Source organism: Dietzia sp. 2505 (assembly GCF_040546785.1).
Lineage (GTDB): Bacteria > Actinomycetota > Actinomycetes > Mycobacteriales > Mycobacteriaceae > Dietzia.
Window position 1 is genome coordinate 252,698 of sequence record NZ_JBEPON010000002.1, and the last position, 18,455, is coordinate 271,152.

Annotated in this window: 19 protein-coding genes; 1 reads left to right on the top strand and 18 read right to left on the bottom strand. The window is 69.8% G+C overall.

The features are described from left to right. Window positions 1–9: 9 nt before the first annotated feature. Window positions 10–1,272: a histidine--tRNA ligase gene (gene hisS, locus ABIE38_RS04860; protein WP_354054766.1), complete on the bottom strand. Its 1,263-nt coding sequence runs from the start codon at window positions 1,270–1,272 to the stop codon at window positions 10–12. A gap of 66 nt (window positions 1,273–1,338) precedes the next feature. Next, window positions 1,339–2,004, bottom strand: coding sequence for an MBL fold metallo-hydrolase (locus tag ABIE38_RS04865; RefSeq protein ID WP_354054282.1), 666 nt, complete (start codon window positions 2,002–2,004; stop codon window positions 1,339–1,341). Window positions 2,005–2,208: 204 nt separating this feature from the next. Here ABIE38_RS04865 and ABIE38_RS04870 point away from each other — a divergent pair, with 204 nt between their 5' ends. Next, window positions 2,209–3,138, top strand: coding sequence for a peptidylprolyl isomerase (locus ABIE38_RS04870; protein WP_354054283.1), 930 nt, complete (start codon window positions 2,209–2,211; stop codon window positions 3,136–3,138). Between the two features lie 22 nt (window positions 3,139–3,160). On the opposite strand, the gene ABIE38_RS04875 is transcribed toward ABIE38_RS04870, so the two are convergent. From ABIE38_RS04875 to pgsA, 16 genes are all read right to left on the bottom strand, one after another. Continuing rightward, a complete protein-coding gene (locus ABIE38_RS04875; protein WP_354054284.1) occupies window positions 3,161–5,524 on the bottom strand; it encodes a RelA/SpoT family protein in 2,364 nt (787 codons plus the stop codon). A 45-nt stretch (window positions 5,525–5,569) separates the two neighbouring features. Next, a complete protein-coding gene (locus tag ABIE38_RS04880; protein WP_354054285.1) occupies window positions 5,570–6,127 on the bottom strand; it encodes an adenine phosphoribosyltransferase in 558 nt (185 codons plus the stop codon). Then, complete coding sequence (secF, locus tag ABIE38_RS04885; protein WP_502914716.1) at window positions 6,124–7,179, bottom strand: protein translocase subunit SecF; 1,056 nt, start codon at window positions 7,177–7,179, stop codon at window positions 6,124–6,126. Before secF ends, ABIE38_RS04880 begins: the two co-directional genes overlap by 4 nt. Next, window positions 7,176–8,837, bottom strand: coding sequence for a protein translocase subunit SecD (gene secD / locus ABIE38_RS04890; protein ID WP_354054286.1), 1,662 nt, complete (start codon window positions 8,835–8,837; stop codon window positions 7,176–7,178). Before secD ends, secF begins: the two co-directional genes overlap by 4 nt. Before the next feature lie 147 nt (window positions 8,838–8,984). After that, a complete protein-coding gene (gene yajC, locus ABIE38_RS04895; protein WP_354054287.1) occupies window positions 8,985–9,290 on the bottom strand; it encodes a preprotein translocase subunit YajC in 306 nt (101 codons plus the stop codon). Between the two features lie 96 nt (window positions 9,291–9,386). Further along, entirely contained in the window at window positions 9,387–10,502 is a 1,116-nt protein-coding gene (ruvB, locus tag ABIE38_RS04900) for a Holliday junction branch migration DNA helicase RuvB (RefSeq protein WP_354054288.1), read from the bottom strand. Further along, the gene (ruvA, locus tag ABIE38_RS04905; protein WP_354054289.1) at window positions 10,502–11,101 is read right to left on the bottom strand and encodes a Holliday junction branch migration protein RuvA; all 600 of its coding nucleotides are present in this window, start codon (window positions 11,099–11,101) and stop codon (window positions 10,502–10,504) included. The genes ruvB and ruvA overlap by 1 nt, the downstream gene beginning before the upstream one ends. Beyond that, entirely contained in the window at window positions 11,098–11,769 is a 672-nt protein-coding gene (locus ABIE38_RS04910) for a crossover junction endodeoxyribonuclease RuvC (protein WP_354054290.1), read from the bottom strand. The genes ruvA and ABIE38_RS04910 overlap by 4 nt, the downstream gene beginning before the upstream one ends. 59 nt (window positions 11,770–11,828) lie before the next feature. Beyond that, window positions 11,829–12,581, bottom strand: coding sequence for a YebC/PmpR family DNA-binding transcriptional regulator (locus ABIE38_RS04915; RefSeq protein WP_354054291.1), 753 nt, complete (start codon window positions 12,579–12,581; stop codon window positions 11,829–11,831). 81 nt (window positions 12,582–12,662) lie between these two features. After that, entirely contained in the window at window positions 12,663–13,280 is a 618-nt protein-coding gene (gene pdxT, locus ABIE38_RS04920) for a pyridoxal 5'-phosphate synthase glutaminase subunit PdxT (protein ID WP_354054292.1), read from the bottom strand. Beyond that, a complete protein-coding gene (locus ABIE38_RS04925; protein ID WP_354054293.1) occupies window positions 13,277–14,194 on the bottom strand; it encodes an acyl-CoA thioesterase in 918 nt (305 codons plus the stop codon). Before ABIE38_RS04925 ends, pdxT begins: the two co-directional genes overlap by 4 nt. A gap of 7 nt (window positions 14,195–14,201) precedes the next feature. Beyond that, window positions 14,202–15,107 (bottom strand): pyridoxal 5'-phosphate synthase lyase subunit PdxS, encoded by a 906-nt coding sequence (pdxS, locus tag ABIE38_RS04930; RefSeq protein WP_354054294.1) that lies wholly within the window; start codon window positions 15,105–15,107, stop codon window positions 14,202–14,204. Window positions 15,108–15,202: 95 nt separating this feature from the next. After that, entirely contained in the window at window positions 15,203–15,790 is a 588-nt protein-coding gene (locus ABIE38_RS04935; protein WP_354054295.1) for a LemA family protein, read from the bottom strand. Next, on the bottom strand, window positions 15,780–16,895 hold the full coding sequence (locus tag ABIE38_RS04940) for a glycosyltransferase family 4 protein (protein ID WP_354054296.1): 1,116 nt from the start codon (window positions 16,893–16,895) through the stop codon (window positions 15,780–15,782). The genes ABIE38_RS04935 and ABIE38_RS04940 overlap by 11 nt, the downstream gene beginning before the upstream one ends. Window positions 16,896–16,902: 7 nt before the next feature. Further along, window positions 16,903–17,811, bottom strand: coding sequence for a phosphatidylinositol mannoside acyltransferase (locus ABIE38_RS04945; RefSeq protein ID WP_354054297.1), 909 nt, complete (start codon window positions 17,809–17,811; stop codon window positions 16,903–16,905). Next, window positions 17,808–18,452: a phosphatidylinositol phosphate synthase gene (gene pgsA, locus ABIE38_RS04950; RefSeq protein ID WP_354054298.1), complete on the bottom strand. Its 645-nt coding sequence runs from the start codon at window positions 18,450–18,452 to the stop codon at window positions 17,808–17,810. The genes ABIE38_RS04945 and pgsA overlap by 4 nt, the downstream gene beginning before the upstream one ends. Window positions 18,453–18,455 lie beyond the last annotated feature (3 nt).

Consider the following 18,455-nt stretch of genomic DNA (forward strand, 5'->3'; position numbering starts at 1 on the left):
GCGGGCGGATCAGGGAGTGACGAGACCCGTGACGTGGGGCACGACCGAGTCCAGCGGGACCGGGGTCTGCTCACCCGTGGACATCGTCTTGACCACGACGGTGCCCGACGCCAGCTCGTTCTCGCCCACGACGAGGGTGACGGCGGCCCCCGACCGGTCGGCGGCCTTGAACGCACCCTTCATTCCGCGGTCTCCGTAGGCCATGTCGGCGCGGAGTCCGGCGCGACGGAACTCGGCCAGCACGGGCACCAGCGCGGCCCTGGCCGGCGCGCCGAGCGCGACGCCGTAGACGTCCACCCGACCGCCCGGGGCGTGGTCGATCCCCTCCGCCTGCAGCGCGAGCATCGTGCGGTCGACGCCGATACCGAACCCGATGCCGGACAGCGCCTGTCCCCCGAGCTGCTCCATCAGTCCGTCGTAGCGCCCGCCACCACCGATCCCGGACTGGGCGCCGAGGCCGTCGTGGACGAACTCGAACGTGGTCTTGGTGTAGTAGTCCAGGCCGCGGACCATCCGGGGGTTGACCTCGTAGGCCACGCCGAGCGCGTCGAGGTGCGACCGGACCTCGGCGAAGTGCGCGGCGCTCTCCTCGGAGAGGTGGTCGATCATCAGCGGGGCGCCCGAGAGCTGCGCACGGACCTCCGGGCGCTTGTCGTCGAGGACACGCAGCGGGTTGACCCGTGCACGTTCCCGCGTGGCCTCGTCGAGATCCAGCCCGGCGAGGAACGCCTGTAGTCGTTCCCGGTACGCGGGTCGGCAGGAGTCGTCCCCGAGCGAGGTGAGCTCCAACCGGAACCCCGTCAACCCGAGGGAACGGAAGGCCTCGTCCGCCACCGCGATCACCTCGGCGTCGAGGGCGGGGTCGTCGATCCCGATCGCCTCGATGCCGACCTGCTGCAACTGCCGGTACCGCCCGGCCTGGGGACGCTCGTAGCGGAAGAACGGGCCGGCGTAGCAGAGCTTGACGGGGAGCTGACCGCGGTCCAGGCCGTTCTCGATGACCGAACGCATGACGCCGGCGGTTCCCTCGGGTCGGAGGGTGACGCTCCGGCCGCCACGATCTTCGAACGAGTACATCTCCTTGGAGACGACGTCGGTGGACTCCCCCACACCGCGGGCGAACAACGCCGTGTCCTCGAAGATCGGCAACTCGATGTGCCCGTAGCCCGCCCTCCGGGCGGCGGTGGTGATCGCGTCCCGGACCGCGACGAACGCGGCGGAGGTCGGGGGGACGTAGTCGGGCACCCCCTTCGGTGCCTTGAGCGCGGTCATCTTCTGGGTGCCGGTCACGTGTGGTGGATCCTTGCGTCTGTCGATGGGTGGTTCGGGGAAGGAGTTCTAGAGGTCACGGAGGAACGGGTTGGACCGCCGTTCCCGGCCGACGGTGGTCGAGGGTCCGTGCCCGGGGAGCACCACCGCGTCGTCGTCCAGCGTGAGGAACTTCTTGGCGATCGACTGCATGAGCACATCGGTGTCACCCGCGGGCAGGTCGGTCCGGCCGACCCCGTCCTGGAACAGCACGTCTCCCCCGAGCACGACCGTTCGCCGGCCCTCCTCGGTGTCGACCACGATCCGGAAGGACACCGACCCCGGGCTGTGTCCCGGTACGTGGTCCACGTCGAAGGTCATCGACCCGAATCTCAGAGTGTCGCCGTCGAAGACCTCGATCACCTCGGCGGGCTCGGTGAAGGTCATGCCCTTGAGCATCGCCGACAGGTCGAGGGACAGCCCCTTGCCCGGATCGGAGAGCATCGCGCGGTCGTCCGGGTGGATGTACGTCGGCACGCCGTAGTGGTCCGCGACCTGCCGGGCGTTCCAGATGTGATCCAGGTGGCCGTGGGTCAACAGCACCGCCCGGGGCCTGAGTCCCGCTTCGGAGACCTGCCGCCGCACCTGTTCCTCGGCGTCCTGGCCCGGGTCGACGATCACGCAGTCCCCCGCGGCGTCGGACACGATGTAGCAGTTGGTCTGGAACATCCCGGCTGGGAACCCGATGATCTGCACGTCCTGAACTCCTCTTCTCGATCGCCCACGACGTCCGTCGCGAACTGCCGGTCCGACTGGGCGGTACACCGGAGTGGTGTTCAGCCGTCTCGGCCCGACCTGGTAGACAAGACCCCTGGGCTGGAGCGCTGTGGTCTGCTCTGTGAGTCCCCACCGCGGCGTCAGCCGACTGTTCCAGCCTAGTCCAGGTACCCAGGAGGGTCAGTGTCCACCAACCAGGAACGCCGAGCAGAGGCGCGCAGGCGCCTGCGCGAGCAGATGGAGGCGCAGGCCCGTCGTGAGAAGCAGCTCAAGATCGTCGCGGCGTCGGTCGTCGTCGCGGTCCTGCTGGGGATCGTCGGGGTGGTCGCCTGGATCAACTACGACCGCAAGCGCGCGGAAGAGTACGCCGCCAACTGGCTGACCTGCGAGTACCCCACCGACACCGAGACCCCCGAGCCGCTCGATCCCGCGGAGTTCGAGGACCAGGGTGCCGAGGTCGTGGCGGAGGTCGAGGAGTTCAACGAGCAGGTCGAGACCGTCAACGACACCAAGCGTGACGCCGAGCCGCCGTCGGGCGACCAGGCCAGGCAGGGCCTCGCGGAGATCACCATCACCACCGACCGCGGTGAGATCCCGATCACGCTCGACCGGTCCGGCGCCCCCTGCAATGTCGCGAGCTTCGTCCACCTGGCCGAGCAGCAGTACTTCGACGACACAGAGTGCCACCGCCTCACCGTCTCGGAGGAGGAGCCCGGTCTGTCGGTCCTGCAGTGCGGTGACCCCACGGGGACCGGCCTGTCCGGTCCCGGCTATTCCGTGGTCGACGAGCCGCCCGCGGCCGACGCCCTCGAGCTCGCCGACGACGGTTCGGGCGCCGCCATCTACCCCCGTGGAACCGTGGCGATGGCCAAGTCACAGGCCCCCGACAGTGCCGGGAGCCAGTTCTTCCTAGTCTACGAGGACTCCGCCCTCCCGCCGGAGTACACCGTCATGGGAACGGTCGGGGAATCGGGCCTCGAGGTCCTCGACGACATCGCCGAGACCGGTGTGAAGAGTGACGACCCGACCGACCGGAACAACCAGGTGCCGCGGCGCCCCGTCACGATCGAGACCGTGGTCGTCGATGCCCAGTCGGGGCTCCCCGAGAGGTGACCCGCGGGCCGGATCACCCGGCTCAGTTCGACGTCATCCGGTTGACGTCGAAGACCCCCTCGACACCTCGGACCGTCTGCAGGACGTGTCCGAGGTGTTTGGGGTCGGCCATCTCGAAGGTGAACCGCGAGATCGCCACCCGATCGTCTCCCGCCGTCTGGACGGACGCGGACAGGATGTTGACCTTCTCGTCTGCCAGAACCTTGGTCACGTCCGACAGGAGCCGGTGTCTGTCGAGCGCCTCCACCTGGATCGCCACCAGGAACACCGCACCCGGCTGGGGTGCCCACTCGACCTTGACCAGTCGCTCGGGCTCGCGGTGCAGGTCGGAGGCGTTGGTGCAGTCGGTGCGGTGGACGCTCACCGTGCCGCCGCGGGTGATGAACCCGAGGACCTCGTCGCCGGGTACCGGCATGCAGCAGCGGGCGAGTTTGGCGTGCACGTCCTTGACCCCGCCCACGAGGATCCCGGGACCCGCCGGCGCGGGCCGGTTCGAGGTGATGTTCTTGTCTCGCGAACGGTCCGCCAGCTCCTCGGTGACCTCGTCGACCCCCCCGTGGGCGGCGACGAGCCGACCCACGATCTGCTTGGCGGAGACGTGGTTCTCCCCGATCGCCGTGTAGAGCGCGGTGACGTCGGCGAATCCCAGCTCCCGTGCGACACCGGCGAGTGACTCGTTGGAGAAGACCCGGTGGACGGGCACCCCCCCGCGCCGCACTTCGCGGGTGATGAGGTCCTTGCCGCGTTCGAGGGCCTCCTCGCGCCGCTCCTTGGCGAACCACTGGCGGATCGAGCTCTTGGCCCTGCCCGACACGACGAACTTCTGCCAGTCCAGGCTGGGGCCCGCGTTGGGGTCCTTGGAGGTGAAGACCTCGACGACCTCGCCGTTCTCCAGCGGCTTCTCGAGCGCGACGAGTTTGCCGTTGACGCGCGCGCCGATGCACCGGTGGCCGACCTCCGTGTGGACGGCGTAGGCGAAGTCCACGGGGGTCGCGCCGACGGGGAGGTTGATCACGTCGCCCTTCGGCGTGAAGACGAAGATCTCCTTGCTGGTCATCTCGAACCGCAGCGAGTCGAGGAACTCCCCCGGGTCGGCGGCCTCACGCTGCCAGCTCAGCAGCTGGCGCATCCACGCCATCTCGTCCACCTCGGCGGGGTCGCCGTGGTGCTTGCCGCGGGTCTCCTTGTACCGCCAGTGCGCCGCGATCCCGTACTCGGCGTTGCGGTGCATCTCGTGGGTCCGGATCTGGATCTCCAACGGCTTGCCGTCGGGGCCGATCACGGTGGTGTGGAGTGAGCGGTAGACGCCGAACCTGGGCTGGGCGATGTAGTCCTTGAACCTCCCCGGCATGGGCTTCCACGTGGAGTGCACCACGCCGATCGCGGCGTAGCAGTCCCGCACGTCCTCGCACAGCACGCGGATGCCGACCAGGTCGTGGATCTCGTCGAACTCGCGACCCCGGACGATCATCTTCTGGTAGATCGACCAGTAGTGCTTGGGGCGTCCCTCGACCCGGGCCTGGATGTGGGCGTTCTCCAGCTCGGCTCTGACCCGGTTGATCACCGTGCCCAGGTACACGTCCCGACTGGGCGCCCGGTCGGCGACCAGTCGCACGATCTCCTGGTACTTCTTGGGCTCCAGGATCGCGAACGCGAGGTCCTCGAGCTCCCACTTCACGGTGGCCATGCCGAGGCGGTGGGCCAACGGCGCGATCACCTCGAGCGTCTCGCGAGCCTTCTTGACCTGCTTCTCCGGAGGCAGGAAGCGCATCGTCCGCATGTTGTGCAGGCGGTCGGCGACCTTGATCACCAGGACCCGCGGGTCATGCGCCATCGCGATGATCATCTTGCGGATCGTCTCCGCCTCGGCCGCCTCGCCGAAGTCGACCTTGTCCAGCTTGGTGACCCCATTGACCAGATGGGCGACCTCGTCGCCGAAATCCGACGCGAGGGTCTCGAGGGAGTAGTCGGTGTCCTCCACGGTGTCGTGCAGCAGCGCCGCCACGAGGGTGGTGGTGTCCATGCCCATCTCGGCGCAGATGGTCGCGACCGCCAGTGGATGGGTGATGTACGGGTCGCCCGACTTGCGGAACACGCCCTCGTGCTGGCGTTCGGCGAGAGCATAGGCCCGTGCCAGCAGCCCCACGTCGGCCTTGGCGTGGTGGATCCGGTGCACTCGGACGAGGGGTTCGAGAACGGCGGGCGTGGACGTCACCGTCAACCCGGAGGTGAGTCGGCGCGCCCACCTGGCCCGGACGCGCCTGCCGGCGGAGGGCCGCGCACCCGGGATCACGGGGAGCGGCTGCGTGTTGGGCTGGGGCTGCTCCGCGGGCACCGGCTGCGGGCCGGCGCCGACGTTCGCGGCGGGATCCTGCCGATTGGTCATGCCGGCTCCTCCCTCCGGGTCCGATCCGTCAACGACGGGCGGTGGTCACGCGACCGTGAGGCAGGTCAGCGGTGTGCCGGCCAGTCTATCCCTACCCCCGAGGCCGGGGACCTCGAGCACCACGGACAGCCCCGCCACCACGGCGCCGCAGTCATCGAGGAGACCGACGGCCGCCCCGAGAGTGCCTCCCGTGGCCAGGACGTCGTCCACCACGAGCACCCTTTTGCCGCGGAGGTCCAGACCGTCGGCGGGGAGCTCCAACGTCGCCGCCCCGTACTCGAGCTCGTACGAGCGTGAGTGCACGGGTGGGGGGAGCTTGCCCGCCTTGCGGATGGCCAGCACTCCGGTGTGCAGCTGCACCGCGACCGCGCCGGCGAGCAGGAAGCCGCGGGCGTCCAGCCCCGCCACGTAGTCCACCGAGCCGATCTCGTGGCCCGCGACGAGCCCCGCCACAACCGCGTCGAAACCGTCGGGGTCGGCCAGAACCGGTGTCAGGTCGCAGAACTGCACCCCGGCCGCCGGGAAGTTCTCCACCCTGCGCATCAGTCTCTCGACGGCGGCGACGATCGCCGGCGTCACCCCTGTGGCCGCGGAGTCCGTCATGCGGTGGCCCCGACCTTTTCCCGACGGGCCAGGACCTTGGCGGTCTGGCGCTTCGTGGCGGGGTCGCGTTCCTTGAGGAGCACCAGCAACGGTGTCGCGAGGAAGATCGACGAGAACGTCCCCGTGATGATCCCGACCACCTGGACGATGGCCAGGTCCAGCAGTGTGCCCACCCCGAGGATCCACACCGCGATCACGAGCAGGGCCAGCAGCGGCAGGATGCCGATGATGGTGGTGTGGATCGATCGCATGAGCGTCTGGTTGACGGCCAGGTTGGCCTCTTCCGCATAGGTGCTGGTCGACGAGTGTTTGGCTCCGCGGGTGTTCTCCTCCACCTTGTCGAACACGATGACCGTGTCGTAGAGGGAGAAACCGAGGATGGTGAGCAGGCCGATGACCGTGGCGGGCGAGACCTCGAATCCCAGGAGTGAATAGATCCCCGCCGTGGTGATGACGTCGAAGAACAGCGCGACCACGCCGGCGACCGACATGCGCCATTCGAAGCGGAACGCCATGTAACCGAACACGATCACGATGAACACCACGAGGGCGATGATCGCCTTCTCGGTGACCTGCCCGCCCCAGCTCTCGCTGCGGGCCGAATCCCCGATCGCCTCGATCGAGACCTCGCCGCTCGCCGCGACGGGCTGGAACTCCTCGAGGAGTGCGAGCTTGGTCGCGTAGATCTCGTCACTGGTGAGGAACCCGGTCTCCACCTCGACGATGCGCGCGGCCCCGGCGCCGACGACCTGGACCGTCTGGGGCTCCTGACCGATCGTCTCCTCGACGACGACGGCCACCCGGTCTTTATCCGCATCACCCGCCGGCATCGTCAACTTGGTGCCGCCGGTGAAGTCGATCCCGAAGGTGAACCCACGGAAGATGATGCTCGCCAGGCAGATCGCGACGATGGCGCCGGTGAGGAGGAAGTACAGACGGCGCTTCTGGACGATTGGGAACGCGCCGGTGCCGGTGTAGAGGCGGTTGAACAGACTCTCCGGCTGGTCGGGTCCCGTCATGTCCGTGGTGTCGGTCGTTCCCGGAGCGCTCATCGGCCCTCCTCCTCGGAGTCGTCGCGGCGCGGCAGGATCATCGTCACGCCCGGGGTTGCCGGTCCCTGGTCCGAGGGCGGCCCATCCGGACCACGCACGGTCGGCGACACACCCCGGGGACCACCCGAACCCGAATCGGCTTCGGCCTTCTCGGCCTCCTGCTCGAGACGGCGGCGCTCGGCGGAGTCGGCCCGCAGGGCCTCCATCCTCCCGAGGCCGTTGGCCCACGGTGCGGTGAACAACTGTTTGGTGGAGGCCAGGTAGACCAGGGGCCAGAGCAGCGTGAAGGCCACCAGGACGTCCATGACCGTGCTCAGGGCGAGGGTGAAGGCGAAGCCCCGGACCTCTCCGGTGGCCAGGAGGTACAGCACGACGGCGCCGATCAGACTCACCACGTTCCCGGTGATGATCGTGCGACTGGCGCTCTTCCACGCCCTGGGAACCGAGGATCTGAACCGGTGACCGTCCCTGAGTTCGTCCTTGATCCGTTCGAAGAAGACCACGTAGGAGTCGGCGGTCATCCCGATGCCGATGATGAGGCCGGCGACGCCGGCGAGATCGAGGCTGTAGTCCACCGTGTACCCGAGGAACACGAGCATCACGTAGGTGACGAGGAACGAGACGGCCAGGGAGAAGAAGGCGATCACGCCGAGGAGCCGGTAATACAGGACCGTATAGAGGAACACGAGGAGGAAACCGATCGCGCCGGCGAGCAGTCCGGCCTCGAGGGAGGCCAGACCCAACGAGGCGGGCACGTTGTCGACGTTCGGGTCCTCGAAGGAGATCGGCAGCGCACCGAATCGGAGATTCCCGGCGAGAGTCGCCGCCTCGTCCATGGTGAAACTGCCGGTGATCGAGGTGGCCGATCCGACCGGTGTCACGCCCTGGACCACCGGGGCGCTGATGACCTCACCATCGAGGAGGATGGCGATCTGACGCTGCAGGTACTCCTGGGTCAGTCGCGACCAGGTGGCGCTCCCCTGCTGGCCGGGGCCGGCGTTGAAGCGGAACGAGACCTCGTTCTGGCCGGCCTGCTGACTGAACCCGGAGCTCACCGAGTCCTTGACGATCTGCTGGCCGTCGAGGCGCTCCCCGTCCTCCGGTTCACCGACGAGCAACGGCACGGGGCCGAGTACGTACTTGGCGCCCTCGCCGCACGCGATCAACGCCTGCGCCTGGTCCTCGAAGCCCGCGGTGATCTCCCTCTCGGGGCACCGGAACTCCGGGAGGCGCTGGGCGAGTTCCTGGGGATCGCCCTGCCGGACCTCGAGGGCCTCCTCGACCGCCCGCGCCACCGCCTCCCGGTCACCGACCGCGGCGTCGACGGGTTCGACGTCCCCCTCGGCGACCGGCTGGACCTCGAGCACGGGGCGGATCGTCAGCTGCGAGGTGGTCCCGAGGTCACGGGCCTGGCTCGAGTCCTCGCCGGGCACCGTGAGGACGATGTTGCTGCCCTCGATGACGACCGAGGTCCCGGCCACGCCGAGCCCGTCGACGCGATCGCGAATGATGTCCTGGGCCAGGCGCAGGTCCTGCTCGTCCGGCTGCCCGATGGGGATCAGCGTGACCCGGGTGCCGCCCTGCAGGTCGATACCGAGCTTGGGTGTGAGGCCTCTCTCGGCCACGGCGAACGCGGCGAGGAAGAGGATGAAAAACACCAGGGAGAAGACGGACAGCAGTGCCCAGGGCCTGGGGCGGGCATCTACGCGTCGAGAACGGACTGGTGACACAGGTGATCTCTCTCGGTCTTCAGCAGAGGCCTCCGGCTGGACGGCCCCATCACACTACTCGCCGGTAGGCGGTCGTCAGGAACCAGCGCCGTCCGTCCCGGCGGTCGACCCGGAGGAGGTACCGGAGTCGAGCTTCTCGCGGATCACCCTGCGGTCCCACTGCGTCCGGACGCCGGGAGCGATCTCCAGGACCAGGCTCTCCTCGGCCACCGACACCACGGTCGCGTGCAGACCCGAGGTGGTGAGCACCTGATCGCCGACCGAGAGGGAGGCCTGCATCTCCTGCAGTTCCTTCATCGCCCGTCGCTGCTTGGAACTCTGGAAGAACATCAGCGCGACGAGCGCCAGGATCATCACGGGCAGCAGTAGTTCCAGTCCCATGCGGCGTCCTCTCGGTTCAGGACCCGTCGATTCGGGGTCCGAAGGTGTCGGGTCCGGGCAGCGGACCGATCTCGTTCGAGGATGCCACCTACGTGGTCACCCGCGCGGGCCGGGTCCCGTCTCTGTCTCCACCGGCAGCATCGGTTCTTCCGCGTCACGATTCGCGCGCCGCAGCCCCAGGTGCTCCCACGCCGCCGCGGTGGCCACCCGACCCCGGGGGGTGCGGGCGAGCAACCCGGCACGGACGAGGAACGGTTCACAGACCTCTTCCAGAGTGCTCGACTCCTCCCCCACGGCCACCGCGAGCGTGCTCAGACCGACAGGCCCGCCCTCGTGCTGGACCAGCAGCGCACGCAGGACCGCACGGTCGAGCCGGTCCAGGCCCAATTCGTCGACCTCGTAGACGCGGAGTGCTGCGCGCGCGACGGGGACCGTGACCCGCCCGTCCGCCCGGACCTCCGCGTAGTCGCGGACGCGACGGAGCAGGCGATTGGCTATCCGGGGCGTCCCGCGGGAGCGCCCGGCGATCTCCATCGCCGCCTCCGGCTCCACGGGGATCTCCAGGATCTCGGCCGCCCGGGCCACGATCCTGGCCAGGTCCGCGTCCGAGTAGAAGTCCATGTGCGCGGTGAACCCGAAACGATCCCGCAACGGGCCGGTGAGCGCTCCGGACCGCGTGGTGGCACCGACCAGCGTGAACGGGGAGATCTCGAGGGGGATCGAGGTGGCACCGGGACCCTTGCCCACCATGATGTCTATGCGGAAGTCCTCCATCGCGAGGTACAGCATCTCCTCCGCCGGGCGCGCGATGCGGTGGATCTCGTCGATGAACAGGACATCGCCCTCGATGAGGTTGGAGAGCATCGCGGCGAGATCCCCCGGTCGCTCGAGAGCGGGCCCGGAGGTGATGCGGAGCGACCCGCCGAGCTCGGCCGCCACGATCATGGCGAGGCTGGTCTTTCCCAGGCCCGGAGGCCCGGAGAACAGCAGGTGATCAGGGACCACACCGCGTCGGGTCGCCGCGGTGAGCACCAGTTCGAGCTGCTCGCGGACCGTCTCCTGCCCGATGAACTCACCCAGGTTCCGCGGGCGCAGGGCGCCCTCGACATCGGAGTCGAACGGGGTCGACGTCGCGGACAACTCGACGTCCACCCCGTCACCGGCCCCCGGCGTGTACGGCTCCTCGTCCCCGTGCCCGTACGGCCCCGTCATCAGCGCCTACCGAGCGAACGCAGCGCCAACCGCAGGGCCTCCGCCGGGCCGAGGTCCGGATCCGTCGACAGGACGGCGGTGGCGGCCTTCTCCGCCTCCGTGACGGAGAAGCCCAGTCCCTCGAGCGCGCCGGCGACCTCGGTCGCCGCAGGGCCACCCGGCATCCCCGGGCCGTCGCCGCCGCCCGCGGTGTCGTGCACGGGGCCGACCTTGTCCTTGAGTTCGAGCACCATCCGCTCGGCGGTGCGCTTGCCCACCCCGGGAACCCGCGTGAGCGCCTTCACGTCCTCGGTTCCCAGCGCTCTGACCAGTTGGTCGGGTTCGAGAGTGGCCAGGATGGCCAGCGCCAGACGCGGGCCGACACCGGAGACCGTCTGGACCGTCGAGAAGAGGCGACGTGCATCCACGGAATCGAAGCCGTAGAGGGTCAGGGAGTCCTCGCGCACCACCAGCTCGGTGTGCAGGGTTCCCTCGTCTCCCCGCCGCAGGCCCGCGAGCGCGGCCGGCGTCGCGTGGACCAGGACGCCGACACCGCCGGCCTCCACCACGCAGCGGTCCAGACCGATCTCGGCCACTCTCCCCCTGATCGAGGCGATCACCAGCGCACTCCCTTCGTTCGTGCCATCGCCCGTGCCGCTGCCCGGGCGCGTTCCTGATCGGCGGAACCGCTCCCGCCCCGGGTCCGGCCGGCGTCGGCGGCCTCGGTCGCCGCCGCCCTGCCTTTGACGACCTTGGCCTGGAACCCCGCCCGTGACCTCGAGACCTGGGCGTCGAGCGCGGCCACCCTGCCCTGCATGGGCGCCCGCCAGCTGTGGCAGACCGCCAGCGCGAGGGCGTCCGCGGCGTCCGCCGGGCTCGGGGGCTTCTGGAGGCCGAGGATCCGCGTGATCATCAGGGTCATCTGCTTCTTGTCGGCGCGGCCGCTGCCGGTGACGGCGGCCTTGACCTCGGAGGGGGTGTGGAACGCCACCGGGATGTCCCGGTACGCCGCGGCCATGGCCACGACCCCGGCCGCCTGCGCCGTCCCCATCGCGGTGGACACCTGGTTCTGGGCGAACACGCGCTCGATGGCCACCACGTCGGGGCGGTGAACGGCCATCCACTCGTCGGCCACCTCGTGCACCGCCCGCAGGCGACGCTCGAGCGGTTCGTCCGCACTCGTCCGCACCACGTCCACGTCGAGAGCGGTGACGGCGCGACCCGGTGCGGTCTCGATCAACGCCAGACCGCACCGGGTGAGCCCGGGGTCCACTCCCATGACGCGCATCGAACCTCCGCCGACCAGTGGTAGAACCTACGTTCGAGACCCTACCAGCGACGCGGACGTCAGGAGTCCAGGGCCGCCAGCACGTCGTCGGGGATATCCACGTTCGAGTAGACGTTCTGGACGTCGTCGGAGTCCTCGAGCGCGTCGATCAGGCGGAAGATCTTCCCCGCCCCCTCGGAGTCGACGGTGACCTCGACGGAGGCCCGGAAGCCCGACTCGGCCGAGTCGTAGTCGATCCCGGCCTCCTGGAGCGCCGTGCGGACCTGGACGAGGTCGGTGGGTTCGCAGATGACCTCGAAGCGATCGCCGAGGTCGTTGACCTCCTCGGCCCCCGCCTCGAGCACCGCCATCAGGACGTCGTCCTCCTCGAGCTCGCCCTTGTCCAGGACGATCTCACCCTTCCGGGCGAAGAGGTAGGCCACGGAGCCCGGGTCGGCGAGGCTGCCACCGTTGCGGGTCATGGCCGTCCGGACCTCCATGGCCGCGCGGTTGCGGTTGTCCGTCAGACACTCGATGAGCATCGCCACGCCGTTCGGGCCGTAGCCCTCGTACATGATGGTCTCCCAGTCGGCGCCGCCGGCCTCCTCGCCCGCGCCGCGCCGCCGCGCGCGCTCGACGTTGTCGCCCGGGACCGAGTTCTTCTTGGCCTTCTGGATGGCGTCGAACAGCGTCGGGTTGCCGTCGGGGTCGCCGCCACCCGTGCGGGCCGCCACCTCGATGTTCTTGACGAGTTTGGCGAAGAGCTTGCCGCGCTTGGAGTCGATCGCCGCCTTCTTGTGCTTGGTGGTGGCCCACTTGGAATGGCCTGACATGGGGAGTTCCGCCCTCCGGGGTGTCTGGGGAGAGGCCTGGATGACCTCCGGGTGACTTACGGGTGTCGCTGACGGCCCACTCTACGAGGTCGCGGCCCTGACCATGTCGAGGAAGTACCCATGGACGCGCACGTCGTCGGTGACCTCGGGGTGGAACGAGGTGGCCAGCGCGTTGCCCTGGCGCACCGCGACGACGTGATCCTCGCCGTCCGAGGCGCGTACGCCGGCGAGTACCTCGACGTCCGGACCCACCGTCTCCACCCACGGTGCCCGGATGAACACCGTCCGAAACGGGTCGGGGCCGAGGGCGTCGACGACGAGGTCCGCCTCGAACGAGTCGACCTGCCGGCCGAAGGCGTTGCGGCGGACGGTCATGTCGATGGCGGAGAACCACGTGGCGTCCGGGCGGGTGTCGAGCACCACGGAGGCCAGCAGGATCATCCCCGCGCACGAGCCGTACACGGGCATCCCGCCCGAGATCCGCTCGGACACCGGCTGGTACATGTCGTACACGTCGAGCAGACGGCTCATCGCGGTCGACTCCCCGCCGGGCAGCACCAGCCCGTCGACCGTGTCCAGCTCCGATCGGCGGCGCACGGTGACGGCCTCCGCCCCGACGGTCTCCAGGTGGCGAAGGTGTTCGGCGACGTCGCCCTGGAGGGCGAGCACGCCGATCCGGGGGCGATTCGCCGCGCTCACCTGTGGCCCCCGCGGGAACCGGCGTCCCCGCGGGCGGCACCGGTGCGGTCGGTCTCGCTGCCCGACAGGTCCACTGGGAAGGGCTGCGCACCCTCCCGGAGGCGACGCGACAACCCCTCCTGGGTGACCGCCGCGACGAGGCGCCCCGTCCGGTCGAAGATGCGACCCTGGGTGAGGGCGCGGCCGCCGAAGGCGGAGGGGGACGTCTGGTCGTACAGCAGCCAGTCGTCGGCCCGGAACGGGCGCAGGAACCACATGGCGTGGTCCAGGGAGGCGTCCTGGGTGGGCTCATCCGGGTGGATGACCTTGGCCGAGCTGAGCAGTGTCATGTCCGACATGTAGGCGAGCGTGCACACGTGGAAGTTGGGGTCGTCCGGCAGTTCGTCGACGCACCGGAACCACACCCGCTGCTGCGAGGCGATCTGCGAGGATCCGCGGAGCTTCTCGGGCGGCACCATCCGGATGTCCCACTGCGCCCACTCGTCCACGAAGACACGGTGGGTCTCGTCCAGGTCCTCGTACCGCGGCGCGGGGATCTCCTCGGCGTCGATCACGTCCGGAATCGGATCCTGGTGCTCGATCCCCTCCTGGTCGCGGAGGTGGAAGGAGGCCGACATCGAGAAGATGGGCTCGCCCTCCTGGATCGCGGTGACCCGCCGGGTGGCGAAGCTCCGACCGTCCCGCAGCCGGTCCACCTGGAAGACGGTGGGAGCCGACGGGATCCCGGGCCGGATGAAATAGCCGTGGAGCGAATGGACGTGCTTGTCGTCGTCGACGGTGCTGACCGCGGCGGTCAGGGTCTGACCGGCGACCTGGCCGCCGAAGGTGCGCTGCAGGTGGGTCTCGATCGGGTGACCACGGTAGAGATCCCGGTCGATGCGCTCGATCGCGAGGATGTCCTCGATCTTGGCCACCGGCGGGTCACCAGCCCCGCTCGGCGAGCCGGTGCGGCTCCGGGATGTCGTCCACGTTGATGCCCACCATGGCCTCGCCCAGACCGCGGGAGATGTTCGCCAGGGTCTCCGGGTCGTCGTGGAAGGTGGTGGCCTTGACGATCGCCTTCGCGCGCTCGGACGGGTTGCCGGACTTGAAGATGCCCGAGCCGACGAACACGCCTTCGGCGCCGAGTTGCATCATCATCGCGGCGTCGGCGGGGGTGGCGATGCCGCCGGCGGTGAACAACACCACGGGGAGCTTGCCGTTGCGCGCCACCTCCTTGACCAGGTCGTACGGCGCCTGGAGCTCCTTGGCGGCCACGTAGAGCTCGTCCTCGGGCAGGTTCTGCAGGCGGCGGATCTCCTGGCGGATCTTGCGCATGTGCGTGGTGGCGTTGGACACGTCACCCGTACCGGCCTCGCCCTTGGAGCGGATCATCGCCGCGCCCTCGGTGATGCGGCGCAGCGCCTCGCCGAGGTTGGTGGCGCCACAGACGAACGGCACGGTGAACTCGAACTTGTCGATGTGGTTGGCGTAGTCGGCCGGGGTGAGGACCTCGGACTCGTCGACGTAGTCCACGCCGAGCGCCTGGAGGATCTGGGCCTCGACGAAGTGGCCGATGCGGGCCTTGGCCATCACGGGGATGGAGACGGCCTCGATGATCCCGTCGATGAGGTCCGGGTCGCTCATCCGGGCGACGCCACCCTGCGCGCGGATGTCCGCGGGGACCCGCTCGAGGGCCATGACGGCCACGGCGCCGGCGTCCTCGGCGATCTTCGCCTGCTCGGCGGTCACGACGTCCATGATGACGCCACCTTTGAGCATCTCGGCCATACCTCGCTTGACGCGTGCGGTTCCGGTGGTGTTCTCGGTGGACTGCGGCTCGCTCACGAAATAGGCCTTTCCTGGCGTCGATGACTCGTGGTAGGCGTCCAGTGTAGGTCGCCCTGACCTCGGTTCCCCAACCGCCGCCCCACCGCGCCGGGTCAGCCTCCCGCGTGTGGGTGGTCGACGAGTTCGACGTAGTCGGGCATCGGGGCGCGCCCCGCGAGTCGGAGCGCCCTGACGGTCCCCTTCTCGCGCAGGGTCCTGGTATCGCGGACCGCGTCGTTGTAGAAACTCCGCGCCATCGCGACCCTGTCGGACACGTCCTCGAGTTCGGCGGCCAGGTCGACCGGCAGCACGGCGACGTCCAGCCCGGACAGCAGGGTGCCGAGGGTGTTCTCCGCCCTCTCGACGTCCGGTGCACCGCCGTCCACTGTCGGGTCGGGCCGGGCCGGGTCCGGTTCAGGCCGGGGGTCGGTCCCGGTGACCGAACCGGTCGGATGGGCGCGGGCCAGCGCCAGGGCGTGCGACAACCGCTGCGCCGATGCGGGGTCCCGGCCGCCCAGCTCGGCGATGATCGCCGCCGTCACCGTGTGGCGGCGCTCCAGGGCGCCGATCAGTGCCGACCGTGCCAGGTCCGTCCTGATGTGGAGTCTGTCGAGACGGTGTGCGGTGAGGTAGGCGGCGAGCAGGGCGGTCACCGCCAGGATGACGAGGGCGACGACGAGGACGATCGCTTCAGCGGACACGAATCGTCTCCCCCGGTCCACGGACCGTCTCGTACACGCGGATCACCCGCTCCGCCACGACCGGCCAGTCGAACTCCCGGACCGCCTCGGAGGCGCGCGCGCAGAGATGGGCCCGGTGGCCGTCGTCGCCGAGCACGCGGACGAGGGCGGTGGCCAGGCCATCGGGGTCCCCCACCGGGGCGAGCTCCCCACAGTCCCCGTCTCCCAGGACCCGGCGGAACGCGTCGAGATCGGAGGCCACGACGGCGGTGCCGGACGCCATCGCCTCCACCAGGACGATCCCGAAACTCTCCCCGCCCGTGTTGGGTGCGCAGTAGACGTCCGCGGCCGCGAGCACCGCGGCCTTGCGGGTGTCGTCGACACGACCGAGGAAGTCCACGTCGAGACCCGACGGCAACCGGTCCCGCAGTGCCCGCTCGTCGCCGTCACCCATGATGCGCAACCGGAGGTCGGGTACGGCCTCCAGCACAGCCGGGAGCGCGGAGACCAGGACGTCCATTCCCTTTCGCGGTTCGTCGTAGCGTCCCAGGAACGCCACGGTGGGTGAACCGGATCGCTCGGCCGTGGCGTCGACCCCGCGGAACGCCGCGACGTCCACCCCGTTGGGGATCTCGACCGCGCCGGATCCGAGGGCCTCCATCTGCCATCGCCGGGCGAGGGTCGACACCGCGATCCGACCGCGGATCTTCTCCAGGAGCGGTGCGAGGGCGCCGTCCGCGGCACCGAGGATCATCGAGCCGGATGTGGATGTGTGGAAGGTGGCCGTGATGGGTCCCGAGGACATGGCCAGGGCGAACATCCCGACTCCCGGCGCGTTGGGTTCGTGGATGTGCAACACGTCCAACGGCTCGCTGCGCAACCAGTGGCGGGTGGTCCGCCAGGCCGCGGGGCCGAAGCTCAACCGGGCCACGGACCCGTTGTACGGGATCGGGACCCCCGGGCCGGTCAGCGTCATCCCGGAGACCGGTGCGTTCTCGGGGCGGCCGGGGGCGAGCACCCGGACCGTGTGACCGCGGCGACGCAACTCCTCGGTCAGATCCACCACATGGGCCTGGACGCCGCCCGGCGCATCGAAGGAGTAGGGGCAGATCATGCCGATGCGCACGAGTCGATCAGCCCTCGATCCGCGCGCGTCGGTCGGCGGACAGGTCGGCCAGCCACAGGGGTTGGAGCATGTGCCAGTCCGCCGGGTGGCGGGCGATCCCCTCGGCGAAGAGGTCGGCCATGGCCTGCACGGACGCTTCCACGCCGCCGGAGACGTCGATGGGCGGGGTGATCCGCACCCGCATCGTCTCCTCGTCGGAATACCAGAACTGCGCCACGAGGAACGGCGCCCCGGTCTCGACGGCGAGCCTGGCAGCCCCTGCGGGCATGCGGGTGGTCTCACCGAAGAAGGTCACCGGGACGCCGGTCCGACGGAGGTCCCGCTCGCCGGGCAGGCACACGATGCCGCCCCCGGCGAGGAACTCGCGGAGTGCCTCGAGCGGCGGCGTCGCGCCACCGGTGTGCGGATAGATGGTGAACCCCAGGCTCTCCCGGTACTCGAGGAAACGCTGGTAGAGGGATTCCGGCTCCAACCTCTCGGCGACCGTCGCGAAGGTGCCGTACCGCCGTGCCAGCCATGTCCCGCCGAGATCCCAGTTGGCCGAGTGCGGAAGGGCCACGATCACCCCGCGCCCCCGGGCCAGCGCCGCGTCGAGGTGGTCGACGCCCTCGATGGTTCGGTCCATCTCCCTGGCCACGGCCTCGCGGTCCATCGAGGGCAGACGGAACGCCTCACGCCAGTAGCGTGCGTAGGACCGGAAGGAGTCGCGGACGAGGTCGTCGGGGACCTCCGCCGGGGTGACCCCGAGGACCCGGGACAGGTTCTTGCGCAGCTGGGAGTCCTCCCCCTGACGTCGGGCGGCGACGTCGGCGCCGGTCCGGAACAGGGCCCGTGCCACCGGTTCGGGAAGCGCGCGCACAAGAGCCCACCCCGCGGCGTACCCGAGGTCCGAGGCCCGCTGGCCCAGCCGGGTCATCGGTCGCCCGCCGTCGGTGAACCGAGCCGGTCGAGCCGCCCGAGGTGGTCGGCACGTCCGCCCCACACCCTCTGGAGGACCGTGATGAGACTGCCCACCGCGACCACCGTGATCGCCACCTCGAGGGCCCAGGGCACACCGAGTCCCTCCAGGCCGGCACCCAGCAGGATCAGGACCAGGCGGTCGGCGCGTTCCATGAGACCGCCGGGCGTGCGCAGCCCCCCGGCGTCCGCGCGGGCCTTGGAGTAGGACACGACCTGGGAGAGCACGAGGCACGCCAACAGCATGCCGAGCGCGTACTTGTTGTCCGGCTCGGCGTCCACCAGCCACCACAGCAGGGACGCGAGGATCACACCGTCGGCCACCCGGTCCGAGACCGCGTCGACCAGCGCGCCGTACGGGGACCCGCCGTCACCCGCCCGGGCGACCGCGCCGTCGACCAGGTCGAGCAGGGTGCACAGGGCGATCACGATCGCCCCGGCGACCAGATGGCCGTTGCCGAAGAGCGCGACCGCAGCCGCACAGGTCAGCAGTAGCCCGGCCAGGGTGATGCCGTTCGCGGTGACCCCGATCCGGACCAGGAACGTCGCGAAGGGGTGTGCCACCTTGGTGACACCCGACCTTCCGAACTCGCTCAGCATCTG

What these genes read in the sequence shown, in the direction of transcription:
- ABIE38_RS04915 (WP_354054291.1), bottom strand. Translation starts at nt 12,581, where the DNA reads ATGTCAGGCCATTCCAAGTGGGCCACCACCAAGCACAAGAAGGCGGCG.
- hisS (WP_354054766.1), bottom strand. Translation starts at nt 1,272, where the DNA reads ATGACCGCGCTCAAGGCACCGAAGGGGGTGCCCGACTACGTCCCCCCG.
- ABIE38_RS04875 (WP_354054284.1), bottom strand. Translation starts at nt 5,524, where the DNA reads ATGACCAATCGGCAGGATCCCGCCGCGAACGTCGGCGCCGGCCCGCAG.
- ruvB (WP_354054288.1), bottom strand. Translation starts at nt 10,502, where the DNA reads ATGACGGGGCCGTACGGGCACGGGGACGAGGAGCCGTACACGCCGGGG.
- ABIE38_RS04880 (WP_354054285.1), bottom strand. Translation starts at nt 6,127, where the DNA reads ATGACGGACTCCGCGGCCACAGGGGTGACGCCGGCGATCGTCGCCGCC.
- secF (WP_502914716.1), bottom strand. Translation starts at nt 7,179, where the DNA reads ATGAGCGCTCCGGGAACGACCGACACCACGGACATGACGGGACCCGAC.
- yajC (WP_354054287.1), bottom strand. Translation starts at nt 9,290, where the DNA reads ATGGGACTGGAACTACTGCTGCCCGTGATGATCCTGGCGCTCGTCGCG.
- ABIE38_RS04910 (WP_354054290.1), bottom strand. Translation starts at nt 11,769, where the DNA reads ATGCGCGTCATGGGAGTGGACCCCGGGCTCACCCGGTGCGGTCTGGCG.
- ABIE38_RS04945 (WP_354054297.1), bottom strand. Translation starts at nt 17,811, where the DNA reads ATGACCCGGCTGGGCCAGCGGGCCTCGGACCTCGGGTACGCCGCGGGG.
- pgsA (WP_354054298.1), bottom strand. Translation starts at nt 18,452, where the DNA reads ATGCTGAGCGAGTTCGGAAGGTCGGGTGTCACCAAGGTGGCACACCCC.